At 53.0% G+C, this 16,838-nt stretch carries 15 protein-coding genes, 1 other RNA gene and 1 pseudogene; 6 read left to right on the forward strand and 11 right to left on the reverse strand.

Annotated features, from left to right (window positions below; translation table 11 throughout):
- The first annotated feature begins 70 nt into the window (after nucleotides 1-70).
- The 6 genes and pseudogenes from pgl (at nucleotide 71) to FGL10_RS12435 (ending at nucleotide 5,898) form a co-directional block, all read left to right on the forward strand.
- Entirely contained in the window at nucleotides 71-766 is a 696-nt protein-coding gene (gene pgl / locus FGL10_RS02250) for a 6-phosphogluconolactonase (RefSeq protein WP_003707662.1), read from the forward strand.
- On the forward strand, nucleotides 747-1,733 hold the full coding sequence (locus FGL10_RS02255) for a glucokinase (RefSeq protein WP_003707661.1): 987 nt from the start codon (nucleotides 747-749) through the stop codon (nucleotides 1,731-1,733). Before pgl ends, FGL10_RS02255 begins: the two co-directional genes overlap by 20 nt.
- 47 nt (nucleotides 1,734-1,780) lie before the next feature.
- Nucleotides 1,781-2,630: pseudogene (hexR, locus tag FGL10_RS02260) on the forward strand (DNA-binding transcriptional regulator HexR).
- 213 nt (nucleotides 2,631-2,843) lie between these two features.
- Entirely contained in the window at nucleotides 2,844-4,493 is a 1,650-nt protein-coding gene (pgi, locus tag FGL10_RS02270; RefSeq protein ID WP_003707659.1) for a glucose-6-phosphate isomerase, read from the forward strand.
- Between the two features lie 14 nt (nucleotides 4,494-4,507).
- On the forward strand, nucleotides 4,508-4,699 hold the full coding sequence (locus tag FGL10_RS02275) for a hypothetical protein (protein ID WP_036469250.1): 192 nt from the start codon (nucleotides 4,508-4,510) through the stop codon (nucleotides 4,697-4,699).
- A complete protein-coding gene (locus FGL10_RS12435) occupies nucleotides 4,696-5,898 on the forward strand; it encodes a type 2 periplasmic-binding domain-containing protein (protein ID WP_003707657.1) in 1,203 nt (400 codons plus the stop codon). The genes FGL10_RS02275 and FGL10_RS12435 overlap by 4 nt, the downstream gene beginning before the upstream one ends.
- 710 nt (nucleotides 5,899-6,608) lie before the next feature.
- On the opposite strand, the gene ssrA is transcribed toward FGL10_RS12435, so the two are convergent.
- The 11 genes from ssrA to glyA all read right to left on the reverse strand — a co-directional run bounded on the left by ssrA (nucleotide 6,609) and on the right by glyA (nucleotide 16,750).
- Nucleotides 6,609-6,970, reverse strand: a transfer-messenger RNA (tmRNA) gene (ssrA, locus tag FGL10_RS02290).
- A gap of 62 nt (nucleotides 6,971-7,032) precedes the next feature.
- Nucleotides 7,033-7,638: a Smr/MutS family protein gene (locus FGL10_RS02295; RefSeq protein ID WP_003707652.1), complete on the reverse strand. Its 606-nt coding sequence runs from the start codon at nucleotides 7,636-7,638 to the stop codon at nucleotides 7,033-7,035.
- A gap of 143 nt (nucleotides 7,639-7,781) precedes the next feature.
- A complete protein-coding gene (locus FGL10_RS02300) occupies nucleotides 7,782-8,837 on the reverse strand; it encodes a sulfate ABC transporter substrate-binding protein (protein ID WP_003707650.1) in 1,056 nt (351 codons plus the stop codon).
- Nucleotides 8,838-8,942: 105 nt separating this feature from the next.
- Nucleotides 8,943-9,425 (reverse strand): GNAT family N-acetyltransferase, encoded by a 483-nt coding sequence (locus FGL10_RS02305; protein ID WP_013448840.1) that lies wholly within the window; start codon nucleotides 9,423-9,425, stop codon nucleotides 8,943-8,945.
- A 46-nt stretch (nucleotides 9,426-9,471) separates the two neighbouring features.
- Nucleotides 9,472-10,608 (reverse strand): 5-(carboxyamino)imidazole ribonucleotide synthase, encoded by a 1,137-nt coding sequence (locus FGL10_RS02310; RefSeq protein ID WP_003707645.1) that lies wholly within the window; start codon nucleotides 10,606-10,608, stop codon nucleotides 9,472-9,474.
- Entirely contained in the window at nucleotides 10,605-11,150 is a 546-nt protein-coding gene (locus tag FGL10_RS02315) for a DUF1643 domain-containing protein (RefSeq protein WP_003707643.1), read from the reverse strand. The genes FGL10_RS02310 and FGL10_RS02315 overlap by 4 nt, the downstream gene beginning before the upstream one ends.
- Nucleotides 11,147-12,622, reverse strand: coding sequence for an anthranilate synthase component I (gene trpE / locus FGL10_RS02320; RefSeq protein ID WP_036469245.1), 1,476 nt, complete (start codon nucleotides 12,620-12,622; stop codon nucleotides 11,147-11,149). Before trpE ends, FGL10_RS02315 begins: the two co-directional genes overlap by 4 nt.
- 58 nt (nucleotides 12,623-12,680) lie before the next feature.
- Entirely contained in the window at nucleotides 12,681-12,842 is a 162-nt protein-coding gene (locus FGL10_RS11955; protein WP_003707637.1) for a hypothetical protein, read from the reverse strand.
- Nucleotides 12,832-14,742: an ATP-binding cassette domain-containing protein gene (locus tag FGL10_RS02325; RefSeq protein WP_036469237.1), complete on the reverse strand. Its 1,911-nt coding sequence runs from the start codon at nucleotides 14,740-14,742 to the stop codon at nucleotides 12,832-12,834. The genes FGL10_RS11955 and FGL10_RS02325 overlap by 11 nt, the downstream gene beginning before the upstream one ends.
- An 18-nt stretch (nucleotides 14,743-14,760) precedes the next feature.
- On the reverse strand, nucleotides 14,761-15,405 hold the full coding sequence (locus FGL10_RS02330) for a DedA family protein (RefSeq protein WP_036469263.1): 645 nt from the start codon (nucleotides 15,403-15,405) through the stop codon (nucleotides 14,761-14,763).
- Between the two features lie 94 nt (nucleotides 15,406-15,499).
- Nucleotides 15,500-16,750 carry a serine hydroxymethyltransferase gene (gene glyA, locus FGL10_RS02335; RefSeq protein ID WP_003707630.1) on the reverse strand — a complete coding sequence of 417 codons (1,251 nt, stop codon included), beginning with the start codon at nucleotides 16,748-16,750 and terminating at the stop codon, nucleotides 15,500-15,502.
- Nucleotides 16,751-16,838: the final 88 nt, after the last annotated feature.

A 16,838-nucleotide genomic window follows, 5' to 3' on the forward strand; every position in this document is an offset into this window, starting at 1 on the left:
TGAAGGAAGGCGGGCAGGAAAAACAGTCCCGCTCGGGATATGCCGTCTGAAATCACAAAAGGACACAAATATGTTTGTTTGGCACGAATACGGAAACGCGGCGGATGCGGCGCAGTCTTTGGCGGATGCCGTAGCGGTTTCATTGCAGGACGCGCTGGATGAAAAAGGCGGCGCGGTGTTGGCAGTCTCCGGCGGACGTTCGCCGATAGCATTTTTTAATGCGCTTTCGCAAAAAGATTTGGACTGGGGCAAAGTGGGTGTGACTTTGGTTGACGAGCGCATCGTGCCGACCACCCACGCCGACAGCAATACCGGCCTGGTACGCCGATACCTGCTGCAAAACAAGGCTGCGGCGGCGGTGTGGATTCCTATGGTGGAAGACGGAAAAACCGAAACCGGATTACATCCCGATGCTGTTGTCGATTATGCACTGAAACATTACAAACAGCCCGATGTTTTGGTTTTGGGTATGGGCAACGACGGGCATACGGCTTCGATTTTCCCGAAAGCCCCGCAGTTTCAGACGGCAATCGACAGTTCGGCGGATGTGCCGCTGGTGCATACCACGCCCGTGACCGCGCCGCACGAACGCATCAGTATGACCTTGGGCGCAATCGCCCGGACGCAAAATATCTTTTTGGCGATTCAGGGTGCGGAGAAAAAAACCGTGTTCGATCGGGCGGCGGCAGGCGCAAACCGCGAATATCCGATCAGCCTCGTTTTGAACCATCAAGGAGTGGACTGCCATGTCTTCTACGCCGAATAAACACGCCGATTACCCGAGGCTGGTTGCCGACATCGGCGGCACAAACGCCCGTTTCGCATTGGAAACCGCGCCGTGCGTGATTGAGAAAGTCGCCGTCCTGCCGTGCAAGGAGTACGACACGGTTACCGACGCGGTGCGCGCCTACCTGAAACAAAACGGGACGGAAGGCGTGCGGCACGCCGCCTTTGCCATTGCCAACCCGATTTTGGGCGACTGGGTGCAGATGACCAACCACCATTGGGCGTTTTCCATCGAAACCACCCGTCAGACTTTGGGGCTAGACACCCTCATCCTTTTGAACGACTTTACCGCGCAGGCATTGGCGGTAACGCAGACTTCAAGCAAAGACCTAATGCAGGTAGGCGGGCAGAAGCCTGTCGAATTTGCCCCCAAAGCCGTTATCGGCCCGGGTACCGGCCTGGGCGTGAGCGGATTGGTGCACAGCGCCGCAGGCTGGGTGGCGTTGGCAGGCGAGGGCGGGCACACCAGTTTTCCGCCGTTTGACGATATGGAAGTGCTGATTTGGCAGTACGCCAAAAACAAATACCGCCACGTTTCCGCCGAACGCTTCCTCAGCGGCGCGGGTTTGAGCCTGATTTACGAAGCATTGGCAGCCAAGCAGAAAGCCGGGCCGGCAAAACTGATGCCGTCTGAAATCACCGAAAAGGCATTAAATTGCGAATCGCCCCTGTGCCGGCAGGCATTGGATATTTTCTGCGCGATGCTGGGCACGGTCGCTTCCAACCTCGCCCTGACTTTGGGTGCGCGCGGGGGCGTGTATTTGTGCGGCGGCATTATCCCGCGTATGTTGGATTACTTCAAAACCTCCCCCTTCCGCAGCCGTTTTGAAAACAAAGGGCGTTTTGAAGCCTACCTTGCCGCGATTCCCGTTTATGTCGTCTTGAGCGAATTTCCGGGCATTTCCGGCGCGGCGGCGGCGCTCGGCAACCACTTGAAAAACGTTTAACCGCGACCGCCCTCGCAGCAGGGTCGCATCATTGAAGGCATATCATTATGTTAAGCAAAATCAGCGAATCATTGGCAGACCTGTCCGGTGCGGAACGCAAAGTTGCCGAATGCGCCTTGGCGGAACCCAAGTGGTTTGTCCACGCCGCCGTTGCCGAAATCGCCGAACGCGCCTCGGTCAGCCAGCCGACCGTCATCCGGTTCTGCCGCAGCCTCGGCTATAAGGGGCTGCCGGAATTCAAGCTCTCCCTGTCCGCCAGCATCGGGCACGAAGGTATGCCCTATGTCCACGAAGAACTCAATGCCGACGACGATATGGCGAGCGTGGTTGAAAAGGTGTTGGGCAACGCCGCCGCAGCCTTGTTGGGGGAGAGGAGGTTTCTGAAAGAATCCGAACTCGAAAACGGCATCGCCACCCTGATGCACGCCCGACGCGTCGAATTTTACGGCGTGGGCAATTCCGGCATTGTGGCACAGGACGCGCAGCACAAATTTTTCCGTTTCGGCATTTCCACCGTCGCCTATGTCGATACGCATACGCAACTGATGGCGGCATCGGTATTGACCGGGCGGGACGTTTTGGTCGCCATTTCCAACACCGGATCTTCTATCGAACTTTTGGATGCGGTCAGCATCGCCAAAGAAAACGGCGCGTCCGTCATCGCCCTGACGCGCAACGATTCCCCGTTGGCGCAGCTTGCCGACTGTGTGTTGAGCGTTGCCACACAGGAAAATGCGGAACTCTACACCCCTATGGTTTCACGCCTGCTGCAACTTGCCGTTATCGACATCCTCGCCATCGGGCTTGCGCTGCGTTTGGGCGAAGAAGCCAGCCTGCAGCTTCAGAAAAGTAAAAAAAAGCATACATAACAAACATATCGATTACGACAAAGACTGATGTCCGGACGGCATCCCGCAAATGCCGTCTGAACGTCCGGACAGGTTTCGGCAATCCTTTTATCAGAATTTTCTTAACGGCGGAAACCCCGTCCTTTAAGGCGGCAGGGCTAACCCTTTCCAAATCGGGGCGGCACGCAGGAGCGAAGCTTATGTGCTCCCTAGTGTGCGGAAACGCCCCCCGTCACGGAAAACCTCAATCGGGAGCATACAGATGAAACACCTTCACGACTTACCGGCCTGGTCAAAATTGTGGAATCATTTTGACGAAACCAAAGCACACCATATGCGCGAAATGTTCGAGCAAGACCCGCAGCGTGCGGAACGCTACTGGCTGCAGGTCGGCGGGTTGATGTTGGATTACTCCAAAAACCGCATCAATAGCGAAACGATGGCGCTGCTGTTCGAGCTTGCCCGCGAAGCCGGCGTGCCGGAGCGGATGCGGCAGATGTTCCACGGCGAAAAAATCAATACGACGGAAAACCGCGCGGTCCTCCACGTCGCCCTTCGCAACCGCACTAATTCGCCGATTGTGGTTGACGGTGAAGATGTGATGCCCAAAGTCAACCGCGTTTTGCAACGTATGGGCGAATTTGCACACGAGGTCCGCAGCGGAAGCTGGCTGGGCTATACCAACCAAGTCATTACCGACGTTGTCAACATCGGCATCGGCGGATCGGATTTGGGTCCGCTGATGATGTGTACCGCGCTCAAACCTTTCGGTCATCCGCGCCTCAATATGCACTTCGTCTCCAACGTGGACGGATCGCAACTGCGCGACGTATTGTCCAAAGTCCACCCCGAAACCACGCTGTTCATTATCGCCTCCAAAACATTTACCACGCAGGAAACGCTGACCAACGCGCTGACCGCGCGCGAATGGTTTTTGAATCATGCGGGCGACGAAGAAGCCGTTGCCAAACACTTCGCCGCCGTTTCCACCAACCAAAAAGCCGTTGCCGAATTCGGCATCGACACCGCCAATATGTTTGAATTTTGGGACTGGGTCGGCGGGCGATACAGCCTGTGGTCCGCCATCGGATTGCCGATTATGCTGTATCTCGGCGAAGAAAACTTCATCGAAATGCTCAACGGCGCGCACCTGATGGACCAACACTTCATCAACACCCCGCTCGAGCGCAACCTGCCCGCCATCCTCGCCCTTATCGGCATATGGTACATCAACTACTATGGCGGCGGCAGCCACGTCATCGCACCTTACGACCAACATTTGCACCGCCTGCCCAAATTCATCCAGCAGCTCGATATGGAAAGCAACGGCAAACAAGTTACCCTCGACGGCAAAGCAGTCGGTTACGAAACCTCGCCGATTATCTGGGGCGAAACCGGCATCAACGGCCAGCACGCCTTCTTCCAACTGCTGCACCAGGGCACGCACATCACGCCCATCGACCTGATTGCCTCGCTTGAAAAACGCAGCAACCTGCCCGGCCACCACGAAATCCTGCTTGCCAACGTCTTCGCCCAGGCCGAAGCCTTTATGCGCGGCAAAACCCCCGACGAAGTCCGTGCCGAACTCAAAGCGCAGGGTATGGATGAAGCGCGCATCGAAGAGCTGGTTCCGCACAAAACCTTCTCCGGCAACCGTCCGACCAACCTCATCCTGATGGACAAGGTCAACCCGCGCAATATGGGCAGCCTGATTGCCATGTACGAACACAAAACCTTCGTACAAGGCATCATCTGGGGCATCAACAGCTTCGACCAGTGGGGTGTGGAACTCGGCAAGCAACTGGCTAAAACCATTTTGGGCGAACTGACCGGCGAAACCGTGCCGCAAAAGCACGACAGCTCGACCGAACGCCTGATCAGGCTTTACCTGCAAACCAACCGCAAATCATAAAATCCCCGGGCAAAATGCCGTCTGAACACCTTTCAGACGGCATTTTGCCCGATACGGTTTTGAAAACGGGGGGCAAAGGCATCCCGCAATCCCGTATAATGTGCCGCACCATTTCAGACATTTACAGCCATACATTCCGCCACCCCGTGTGCGGGAATATACAGGCAGACCGACAGTCCGTTTGGACGGAACAGGAAATCCGATGAAAAAAAACTTACCCGCGCTGGCATTGGCAAGTATGCTGGTTCTGACCGGCTGCGACCGTTTGGGGATAGGCAACCCGTTTTCCGAAAACGAAGTTTCCTGCGGAAGCGAAGAGGTTAAAGGGATTTTGATCCAACTCGTCCGCGACCGCACCGAAGGGGAAACCGTCAAAACCTTTGATGACGATGACTTTAAAGAACAGGCATTTGCCGACATCGGCATAGCGCATATCCGCAATATGGTCGAACGCTTGGATATCGGCATCGATGAAGTCCGCACCACCGAAAAAACCGCATCCTCCGGCAAACTGAAATGCGAAGCCACATTAAGGTTGGAAATACCGGAGGATATCGTCGGCTACGCCGCCGCCGCCAATCGGGCAATAGGCGGCAGTAATAAAAAAACGCCCGATTTTTTTGAACGCCATTACCGCAAAGAAGGCGCGTATTACATCAAAACCATTGCGTACAGCGTCCAACAGACGGACGACAAGCGTAAAATTTTTGCCGAACTGAATCAGGCCGACGACGTTATCCGCCCTGTCAGCGAGCTGGTGTCTATGGCATTAATGAAAGAGCCGTTGGACACGGCGAGGAAAATGAACGAAGAGCTTGAAGCGGCAGAAGCGGAAGCACAGGAAGCGCGCGCGGCGGAAGAGGCGGCGGCGCAGGAAGCATTGGGCCAAGAACAGGAGGCCGCCCGCGTATCGGAATGGGAGGAACGCTACCAATTGGCGCGCAGCGAGTTCGAACAGTTTTGGAAAGGGCTGCCGCCGGCCGTCCAAAACAAACTGCAAGCCTCGCAGAAAACTTGGAAAAGCGGGATGGACAAAATTTGCGCCAGCAAGGCAAAAGCCGAAGGCGAAACGCCGAACGGTATAAAAATCAGCGAACTGGTATGCAGGACGGCGGAAACCGAGGCGCGGCTGGAAGGTTTGTACAACCGCAAGAAGGCAGTGATTGACGAAATGGTCAGGGAGTCGGACAAAAAAGAGAGGGCCGCCAAAGCCGCATTGGACGGCGCGGTGCAGGCATTGCCCGCCGATATTGCCGAAACCGTTATGCCCGAGTACCGCAACTGGCAAAACGGTTTGAACGCCAAATGCGCCGACGGCGACGAATACGGCTTGGCGCAATCCGACTGCCGCATTAGGGAAACCGATGCGAAAACCAAAGAAATACGGGGTTATCTGATTGAATGAAATCCGGATGCGGGAATGCCGGTGGCTTTTGCCGCCGTTTCCCGACAGCAGCGCGGCGGTTAATGTGATTACCGATGCAAATCTGAATCTCCGACGTTCATTTTTGAATCTTCGGCATTTAAATATCTTAATTTCCTCCGTATTTGCCTTTTTCCTGCCGTTAAACCGGTTTGCCGGTTTGTCCGTGATGGTCTTCATTGCCCCGCATCCTTCGGTGAAGGCTCTAACACCGCGCCGGCCAGCTTTTTTATAGCGGATTAACTTTAAACCGGTACGGCGTTGCCCCGCCTTAGCCCAAAGAGAACGATTCTCTAAGGTGCTGAAGCACCAAGTGAATCGGTTCCGTACTATTTGTACTGTCTGCGGCTTCGTTGCCTTGTCCTGATTTTTGTTAATCCACTATACATTGGCTGCCTGTTTCGGCTTTGGTATTTTTTATCCGTTTTGGGGTAACTTGTTTGGAAAGCTGCAAGTCTTATAAATCAAGGCTTTCATTTAAGTTTTGGGTAACCTGTTTAAGAAATGTGTGATGACTTTTACATTTTAGAGGCGTTTTTTGGGGATGATTTCTGAAAAGTTACCCAAAAAGTTATCCCATAAATGATGAAGATTCAGGCGTACCCCGGCATATCCAAGACAATAAAAAAGCCTTGAAACTGTTGAACTTCAAGGCTTTATGCGTATTGCAGGATACTGCTGAAAATAGGGTATGGTGGAGGCGGGGGGAATCGAACCCCCGTCCGAAAGTCCTCTACAAAGCGTTCTACATACTTAGTCGTATCTATTTGGAATCTTATCCCCGTCATGCCGACCGACAGGCCTTTAGGGAACCAGTTACCTTAAGTCTCATTTCCTGCCAAGTAACCCGGCTGGAAACCAGTCAATGTAAGATGACGTTGCGGTGGCTTTCGCCACACAGCCCATTGACCGACTGCTGCAACGGCTAGCCTTAAGCGGCTAAAGCGTAAGTTTCGTCGTTTGCGACTATTTGAATTCAGTGTTTTACGGGAATCTGAGACCCCGGTATGCCCGCATCTGCTTCGCAACCCCCGTCGAAACCAAGGTCGCCCCCAGAAATGGTTTGCAAATTATACGGATATTGTGCGGTGCTGCCAAGTCTGTCGGAGAAATTTGTCAGTCTTGCTGCCTTAATTTGCGTTTGAGCAGGATGCGGACGCAGCCGTCGTTGCCTTCCCGGGGTTCGACATAGGCAAGTACCTCAGGGTGCTGCATCAGCCAGTTGCGGGTCATGTTTTTGAGTACGGGTGTGTAGCCTTTGGAACCTAATCCGCTGCCGTGGATGATTTCGCCGCATACGCCGCGTTTTTGGGTGAATGCAATGAATTCGTTGAGGACTTTTTGGGCTTCTTCTTGGGTGTAGCCGTGCAGGTCAACATCGGTAACGACGGGATAGTATCCGTTTTTCAGGCGTTGGATGTCGTTTTTTCCCTGTCCGTTTTTGCTGAAGCTGGCGGGCGGTTCATTGTATGTGCTGCCGATGTAGAAATAGTTTTCTTCGTCGGCGCGGTTGTCTTTGGGACGGACTTTGATGGGGGTTTTGTCGGGCGGCGCATAATATTGCTGCCGGTTTTTTAATGGGGAGACTTGTCCGACCGCTTGTGAAAAATCCAAATCCTGTTCTTGTTTTTGCTTGTTTTTTTCGGATTCCTGTTTTTCTGCCGCTTCTTTTTTGGCCTGTTTGCCCAGTTGTTTGAGGATGTTTTGGAAGTCGGTATTCATGTTTTTTCCTGTTACTTGGTTTTTTCGTTATTTTGGCTTGAAAATGTGATTGTAGGGGAATTTGTTTGGGCTTGCCGGGATGGTTGGACAATGCCGTCTGAAAGTGGTTCAGACGGCATCGGGCGGTTTGGGCGAGATGCTGTTTATTTTTGGGCGGTTAATTGGTCGAATATGCCGCCGTCGGCGAAGTAGGTTTTCATGATGTTGTCCCAGCCGCCGAATTTTTCTTCGGGAGAGAAGGTGTCTAAGTCTGGGAAGTCGGCTTTGTGTCGTGCCAATACTTCGGGGTTGCGGGGACGCAGGTAGAGTGAGGCGGCGAGTTCTTGCGCCGGTTCGCTCCAAAGGTATTCGAGATAGGCGCGGGCGATTTTTTGCGTGCCTTTTTTCGCGACGACGCTGTTGACGACGGCGACGGGACTTTCGGCGGAAATGGTGTAGCTCGGATAGACGATTTCAAACTGTCCTTGGGTCAGTTTTTTGCTGACGTAGTTGGCTTCGTTTTCAAAAGTGATGAGTACATCGCCGATGTTCCGTTGTGTGAAGGTGGTGGTGGCGGCGCGTCCGCCGTTTTCAAAAACGGGTGTGTTTTTGAGGATGGATGCGACGAGTTTTTGGGCTTCCTGTTCGTTGCCGTTGGTGGCTTTCAGGCCGTAACCGTATGCGCCGAGGAAGGCGTAGCGTCCGTTGCCCGAGGTTTTGGGATTGGCGATGACGATGTTAACGCCGTCTTTGGCAAGGTCGTTCCAATCGCAGATCTGTTTGGGGTTGTTTTTTCGGACAAGGAAAACCATAGTGCCGGTGTAGGGCGCGGCGTGGTCGGGGAGGGCTTGTTGCCAGCCTTTTTCTACCAGCCCTTTTTTTTCGAGCAGGTCGATGTCGGAGGATTGGTTCATGGTGACGACATCGGCTTGAAGGCCGTTGGCTACGGATAATGCCTGTTTGCTGGAGCCTCCGTGGGACTGTTGGATGCTGACGGATGTGCCGGGATGTTTGGATTGGTATTCTTTGATAAATAATGGGTTGTATTCTTTGTAGAAATCCCGTGCCACATCGTATGAGGCATTGAGCAGGGTAATGTTTTTTCCGTTGGATTCTGTATTGGCTGGGGCATTTTGTCCGGACGGATGGTTTGAATCGGCTGCGGGGCTGCAGGCGGTGAGCAGGGCTGCGGTATAGAGTGCCGGTGCGTAGGTTTTCATATGCTTGTCCTGTCGGTTGGTAGATGGGGCAACTTTATACGGCTGTCGGCGCTTGTGGAAATAATGTTTGATTTGAAGTTTATCAGTTTTGGTTATAAAGATGGATTAGAGGTGTTTGCGCATCAGTTCGCATTTGATTTTGATGCTGGGGTCAAGTTGCAATACTGCCGAACCGAGCGATTCGTAGCGGTTGAGAAGGTAAAACGGGACGGAGTTGAGCGAGGCGTAGAGTTTCAGGAAACCCAGGCCGGACCGGCGGGCGATGGTTTCCGCCTGATGAAGCAGCGAAGTGCCCAGTCCCAGATTGTGGAACAAGGGGTGGACGTAAAGTGCGTCAAGCTGCGCTTCGCGGCAGTCGATTTGAAAAAAGCCTTGAATCTTGCCTTTATATTCCGCTACCCAAAGTTCTTTATCGGGATCTGAAATGGTCGGCAGGTAGCTTTCTGTGTTTAACAAGCCTTCCCATACTTTTAGGGCGTGTTCGTTGTAGCTGAGGATGCAGGTGTATTGGACGGAGTGCAGGTGGACTTTGAAGATGTCTTTGCAGTCTTGCACGGTGGCAGGGCGTAACAGTGTCAGCAGGCTCATGGCGGTATGTCGGCGGCTTCAGACGGCATCTGTGCCGTTGGTCGGATTATAGGGACTGATGCAGTTTTTTTGCTTCTTGAAATGCGGTGTCCGAATCGGTGGTTAAAACGGTAAAGTGTCCCATTTTCCTCCCTTTGCGCGCGGTTTTTTTGCCGTAAAGGTGCAGGTGCGCGTCCGGCCGGCTTTGCAGGGGCAGCCAATCCGGTTCGCCGCCGTCTTCCTGCCAAACGTCACCCAAAATATTCGCCATACAGCAAGAGCTCAGTAATTTGGTATCGGCAGGCGGCAGGTTGCACATCAGTCGGACCTGTTGTTGGAACTGGTCTGCGGCGCAGGCATCCAGCGTATGGTGGCCGGAATTGTGTGGGCGCGGGGCGATTTCGTTGACGACCAATTCATGCGTGTCGCCGACGACGAACATTTCCACCGCTAACACGCCGACATAATCCAATTCGTCCGCCAAGCGTTGCGCCATCTGCCGCGCCTGCTGCTGCACGTCGGTACTCAGTCGCGCAGGGACGATGGAATAAGCAAGGATGCCGTTTTCGTGGATGTTTTCGGCGGGATCGAAGGTTTGCACGTTTTCATCGTTCAGACGGCATACGATTACGGAAATCTCGCCGCGCAAATCCACCATTTTTTCCAAAACGCAATCCACGCCGCCGTGTTCGGCAAACGCGGCTTTGAGTTCGTCCACTGTTTTGACGCGGATTTGACCTTTGCCGTCGTAGCCCAAAGTAGCCGTTTTCAGGATGCCGGGCAAAAATTGCGCGCTTTCGTCGCTGATGTCGTCTGAACAGCAAACCACTTGATATGGCGCGGTTTGCAATCCTGCTTTGCGTATCCATGCTTTTTCCTGAATACGGTTTTGCGCGATGGCAACGCAGTCGCTGCTGGGGGAAACGTTGGTATGCTTTGCCAGAAAGCGCATCGCGTCGGCATTGACGTTTTCAAATTCGGTCGTAACCGCCGCGCATTTTGCTAGCTCGTCCAAAGCGGCTTGGTCGTCAAACGGCGCGCACAAATGGCGGTCGGCAAATTCCGCCGCCGGCGCGTCCGGATCGGGGTCGAGAACGGTTACTTTGTAGCCCATGGTTTTGGCGGCAACGGCAAACATTCTGCCTAATTGTCCGCCGCCGAGGATGCCGAGCATAGCGGGCGGGGAAAGAGATATGTTTTTCATGCTGATTCTTCAAATTGTACAAGTTGATAGCTATAACTAATTCTTGACGGATGTCTTGTATCGCTGGAATTACCAGTTTCAGAAATACAGAATACTTTTTCCATAAATTTTTCTGCTTTTAGAAATTCCAGTATTCTGTTTTTTTCATCCTTATAAGCACCGCGGTCTGTACCCCATGCAAGAATAATCATATCAGTATCTTCCAAACATCCTTTAAATTTGGAAAAATCGGTTTGGGTGTTTGCCCTAATTCCTGTTTGCTGTGTAGAGTAACTGGAAAAAATATTTAACATTTTGAAGTTGGTAAAACCGTACATATCCAAGAAACGTGCAAGTTGGGTAAGGGTTTTGTCGCTTCTTTCATCATTTGCTTTACTTGGATTAATTCCTATAGCGACAGCTGAGAAATTTTTAGGATTTTCTGTGTTGCCGCTCCATCTAACCGTTAGGATTTCTCGATTTTTTTCATTATCTGTATAGAGCCCGTCTTTGGTAGTCGGTCTGAGTGTTTGGCGAAGCTCATAAAGTTTTTCATAAGTCATTTATCCAACCCTTCCTGCACCATCTGCGCGGCGCGTATAACGGCACGGGCTTTGTTCTGCGTTTCCTGCCATTCTGATTCAGGATTGGAATCGGCAACTACTCCTGCGCCGCTTTGGACGTATAGCGTGTTGTTTTTTACTACGGCGGTGCGGATGGCGATTGCCAAATCCATGTCGTTGTTGAAACCCCATACGCCGACCGCGCCGCCGTAAATGCCGCGTTTGCCCGGTTCGACTTCTTCGATAATTTCCATGGCACGGACCTTGGGTGCACCGGAGAGTGTGCCGGCGGGGAAGGTGGCGGCGAGGATGTCCATGTTGGTAACGCCCTCTTTCAGACGGCCTTCGACGTTGGAAACGATGTGCATCACATGGGAGTATTTTTCAATCACCATTTTGTCGGTTACTTTGACTTCGCCTGTTTTGCTGATGCGGCCGACATCGTTGCGCCCTAAATCGATAAGCATGACGTGTTCGGCGATTTCTTTGGCATCGCTTAACAAATCTTGTTCGTTGGCAAGGTCTTCGGCAGGGGTTTTGCCGCGCAGGCGCGTACCGGCGATGGGGCGGACGATAACGTCGTTGCGTTCGCGTCGGACGAGGATTTCAGGTGAAGATCCGACGATGTGGAAATCGCCGAAATCGTAGTAAAAGAGGTAAGGCGAAGGGTTGAGCGTGCGCAGGGCGCGGTAGAGGGCGAGCGGGCTGTCGGTAAATTCCATGCTCATGCGTTGGCTGGGGACGACCTGCATGCAGTCGCCTGCGAAGATGTAGTCTTTGATTTTATCGACGCAGGCTTTGAACGGTTCTTCGCCGAATTCGCTGACGGCTTCGGTGTGTTTGCTGCCGAGCGAGAGCGGGATGGCGCAGCTTTGGCGTAACTGTGTACGGATGTCTTCGAGGCGTTCGCGGGCGCGTTCGTAGCCGTTGGCTTGAGACGGATCGGCATAAACAATCAGGTAGATTTTGCCGCTCAGGTTATCCACGACCGCCAATTCTTGCGACAGCATCAGCAAAATATCGGGCGTGCCGAGTGAATCGGCTTTGGCAGTATGTTTCAGGCGGTGGGCGAAATGCTCGAAATTGTAGATGGTTTCGTAACCGAAGTAGCCGACCAATCCGCCGGTAAAGCGCGGCAGGCTTGGAATTTCGGGCGTTTTGAAGCGGTTGTGGAAGGCTTCGATAAAGGGCAGGGGATTGCCGTCGTGTTGTTCGACAATTTCGCCGTTTTGATAAACATCGACGTGTTTGCCGCCGGCTTTGAGATAGTGGCTGCAAGGCAGTCCGATAAAGGAATAGCGGCCGAAACGTTCGCCGCCGACAACGGATTCGAGCAGGTAGGTATAGGGACGGTTGGCGAGTTTGAGATAGAGGGAAAGCGGCGTATCCAAGTCGGCAAGGAGTTCTTGCACGAGCGGGATGCGGTTGTAGCCTTGGGCGGCTTGGGCTTGGTATTCTTGTTTGCTGATCATTTCTGCTTTCCCAAAAGGCGGTTTCGGACGGCGCGGTAACGGGCGCGAGTATAGCATTTTATCGGAATTGTTGACAGTCTGACTGAGAGGCCGTCTGAAGGGTGCGGCTTGCGGTGCGGCGTGCTTTTGAATGCCCGTCAGGTACGCGGAGCGGGCATTTTGCAGGCGGCGGCTTCAGGCTTTGGGCGCGTTTTCCCGCCGGCAGGGCTTCAGACGGCATTGCCGTTCTGTTTGGCTTCGAGCCGCTCCCAGCGTTCCAGCTTTTCCAAAAGCAGTGTTTCGATTTCTTCGGTGCGGTTTTGCAATGCGCCGGCTTTTTCGTAATCTTTGAAAATTTCAGGATTGGAAAGTTGGGTATTGATTTCTGCCTGTTCGGCTTCCAAAGCGGCGATTTCGTCGGGCAGGGCATCGAGTTCGCGCTGTTCTTTGTAGGAAAGTTTGACTGTGCGCTTGGCTTTGGTTTTTTCTTTGGCGGGTTCGGCATCGGGTGCTTTGGGTGAGGATGCCGTCTGAATTTTCTCTTCGCGCAATTTTGCGTCGATATAGTCCTGATAGCCGCCGATGTATTCTTTTAACCTTCCGTTTCCTTCAAATACAATGCTTTGGGTGATGACATTATCGAGGAACATACGGTCGTGCGAGACGAGGAATACCGTGCCTTGGTAATCGCGCAACAGGTCTTCGAGCAGCTCTTGGGTGTCGATGTCCAAGTCGTTGGTCGGTTCGTCCAAGACCAGGATATTGGCAGGGCGGGTAAAGAGTTTTGCCAGCAGGAGGCGGTTGCGTTCGCCGCCGGAGAGCGATGAGACGGGGCTTTGCGCGCGGGCAGGGTGAAACAGGAAATCTTCCAAATAACTCATCACGTGTTTTTTCTTGCCGCCGATTTCGACATAATCATTGCCCTGTCCGAGCGTATAAAACACGGTGTCGTTTTCATTCAACGCGCTGCGGAACTGGTCGAAATAGGCAACTTCCTGCTTACTGCCGATACGGATTCTGCCGTAGGTCGGCTGCAATTCGCCCAAAATCAGCTTGAGGAAGGTGGTTTTGCCGATGCCGTTTGGACCGATTAAGCCGATTTTGTCGCCGCGCTGCAAAATCGCGGAGAATTTATCCATGATAACTTTGTCGCCATAGGCAAACGAAGCGTGTTCCAGCTCGGCGATGATTTTGCCGCTTTTCTCGCCGCTGTCGAGCTTGAAGTTGACCTGCCCCTGCACGTTGCGGCGTTCGGCGCGTTGGCGGCGCAGCTCTTCCAAACGGCGCACGCGGCCTTCGTTGCGGGTACGGCGCGCTTCGATGCCTTTGCGTATCCATGCTTCTTCCTGAGCATGGAATTTGTCGAATAGGCGGTTATGTTCGGCTTCAATCGCCAATTCCTGCGCTTTTTTCTCGCTGTATTTGGAGAACGAGCCGGGATAGGAGCGCAGAATGCCGCGATCGAGTTCGACAATGCGCGTGGCGATATTGTCCAAAAAACGGCGGTCGTGGGTAATTACAACCAAGCTGCCTTCAAACGCCTTGAGCAGGTTTTCCAGCCAGATAATCGCGTCGATGTCCAAATGGTTGGTCGGTTCGTCCAGCAGCAATACGTCGGGCTTCTGCACCCAAGCCTGCGCCAAAGCGACACGCTTTTTCTGACCGCCGGAAAGGTTGCCGATTTTTTCGTTTTCCGGCAAACCGAGTTCCCCCAAAGTCTGCTTGACTGCCGCATCCAGTTTCCAGCCGTCCTTCGCTTCGATTTCGAGTTGTAATTCGTTGAGTTCTTTCAACAAAGCCTCACTTGAACCATTTTCCAACTCATGGCTGACATGATGATAACGGCGCAACAAATCGCGGATTTCGCCCAAGCCTTCGGCAACGGTATCAAATACGGTTGCTTCCTTGTCAAAAAATGATTCCTGCGGCACATAAACGATTTTGAGGTTGTTTTGAACGATAATCTGCCCGTCGTCGAGCTTTTGCACGCCGGCGAGGATTTTTAAAAAGGAAGACTTGCCTGCGCCGTTGCGACCAATCAAGCCGACTTTTTCGCCGCTGTCGAGTTGGAAGGACGTTTTGTCGAGCAGGGCGACGTGGCCGATGGCAAAGGAAGCGTTTTCTACGGATAATATATTCATAATGTCAATTCCCAACAATTAATGTTCGGATTTTGCCGCAAGTTTGGCGCGGGCGATTTCGATAATGCCGGGCAGGATGGAAACAATAATGATGCCGCCCATCACCAAGCCCAGATTGTTTTTTACGACGGGGAAGTTGGCAAAGAAATAGCCTGCATAAGAAAACAGGATAACCCACAAGAAGCCGCCGATGATGTTGTAGCGGATAAATTTGGCGTAGTGCATTTTGCCCATACCGGCGACAAAGGGGGCGAAGGTGCGGACGATTGGCACGAAGCGCGCGATGATAATCGTTTTGCCACCGTGTTTTTCGTAAAAACGGTGGGTTTTATCGAGATATTCGCGTCGGAAGATTTTAGAATCGGGGTTGGCGAACAGCCTGCCGCCGAAATACCTGCCGACGGTAAAATTGAGCGCGTCACCGAGTATGGCGGCAAGGCTTAATAATGCAACCATCAAATGAATATCCATACCGCCCAGCGCGGCAATCCCGCCGGCGGCAAACAGCAGCGAATCACCGGGCAGGAAGGGCGTAACAATCAGACCGGTTTCGCAAAAAACAATCAGAAACAAAACAGCATAAATCCATAAGCCGTATTGTGCCGACAAAGCGATTAAATGCCGGTCAATGTGAAGGATAAAATCGATGGCAGATGCGAGCATAAAAAAATACTTCCCGAAAAACAGACCGCGTATTTTAACCGATTGCAAAAATGCCGTCTGAAAAGTTTCAGACGGCATCGGTTTTAAAAAAAGCTTATGCGCCGTAAACGGGGTATTTATTGCACAAAGCAGTTACTTGTTCGCGGACTTTGGCGAGGTTGGCTTCGTCTTCGGGATTGGCCAATACGTCGGCAACCAAGTTCGCCAATACGCGCGCGTCGGCTTCGTTAAAACCGCGTGTGGTCATGGCGGCGGAGCCGATGCGGATGCCGGAGGTAACGAACGGTTTTTCCGGATCGTTCGGGATGGCGTTTTTGTTGACGGTGATGTGCGCTTTGCCCAAGGCGGCTTCGGCGGCTTTGCCAGTGATTTTCATCGGTTGCAGATCGACGAGGAAAACGTGGCTTTCGGTACGGCCGGAAACGATGCGCAGACCGCGTTTGACCAGTTCTTCCGCCATAGCGGCTGCGTTGGTTTTCACTTGTTTCGCGTATTGTTTGAACTCGGGTTGCAAGGCTTCTTTAAACGCTACGGCTTTGGCGGCGATGACGTGCATCAGCGGGCCGCCTTGCAGGCTTGGGAAGATGGAAGAGTTCAACGCTTTTTCGTGCGTGTTGTCGCGGCACAGAATCACGCCGCCGCGCGGGCCGCGCAGGGTTTTGTGGGTGGTGGTGGTGACGAAGTCGCAGAATGGCACGGGGTTGGGATATTCGCCGCCGGCAATCAGTCCGGCATAGTGCGCCATATCGACAAAGAGGTATGCGCCGACTTTATCGGCGATTTCGCGGAATTTCGCCCAGTCGATTTGCAACGCGTAGGCAGATGCACCGGCCACAATCATTTTGGGTTTGTGTTCGAGCGCGAGGCGTTCGACTTCGGCATAATCGAGAACTTCGTTTTCATCCAAACCATATGTAACGGCATTGTAGAGTTTGCCGGAAATATTAACGCTTGCGCCGTGGGTCAAGTGGCCGCCGTGTGCCAGAGACATACCCAAAATGGTGTCGCCCGGTTTCAAAACGGAAGCGTACACGGCTTGGTTGGCTTGAGAGCCGGAGTGCGGCTGAACGTTGGCATAGGCTGCGCCAAACAGTTCTTTTACGCGGTCGATTGCCAATTGTTCGACAATATCGACGTATTCGCAGCCGCCGTAGTAGCGTTTGCCGGGATAGCCTTCGGCGTATTTGTTGGTCAATTGCGAACCTTGCGCTTCCATTACGGCGCAGCTGACGTAGTTTTCAGAAGCAATCAGCTCGACGTGGTCTTGCTGGCGCCGGTCTTCTTGGGCTATGGCGGCTGCCAGATCGGGATCGTATTGGGCTAGGGTAACGCTTTTTGAAAACATCTTCTCGGCTCCTTTGTGTCATCAGGGGTAGGGGCTGGAAATTTATGCGTAAAGCGTGATATTGTCAACGGTTTTATCAACCGGACGG

This window comes from Neisseria lactamica (genome assembly GCF_901482445.1).
In the GTDB taxonomy this organism is placed as follows: Bacteria; Pseudomonadota; Gammaproteobacteria; order Burkholderiales; family Neisseriaceae; genus Neisseria; species Neisseria lactamica.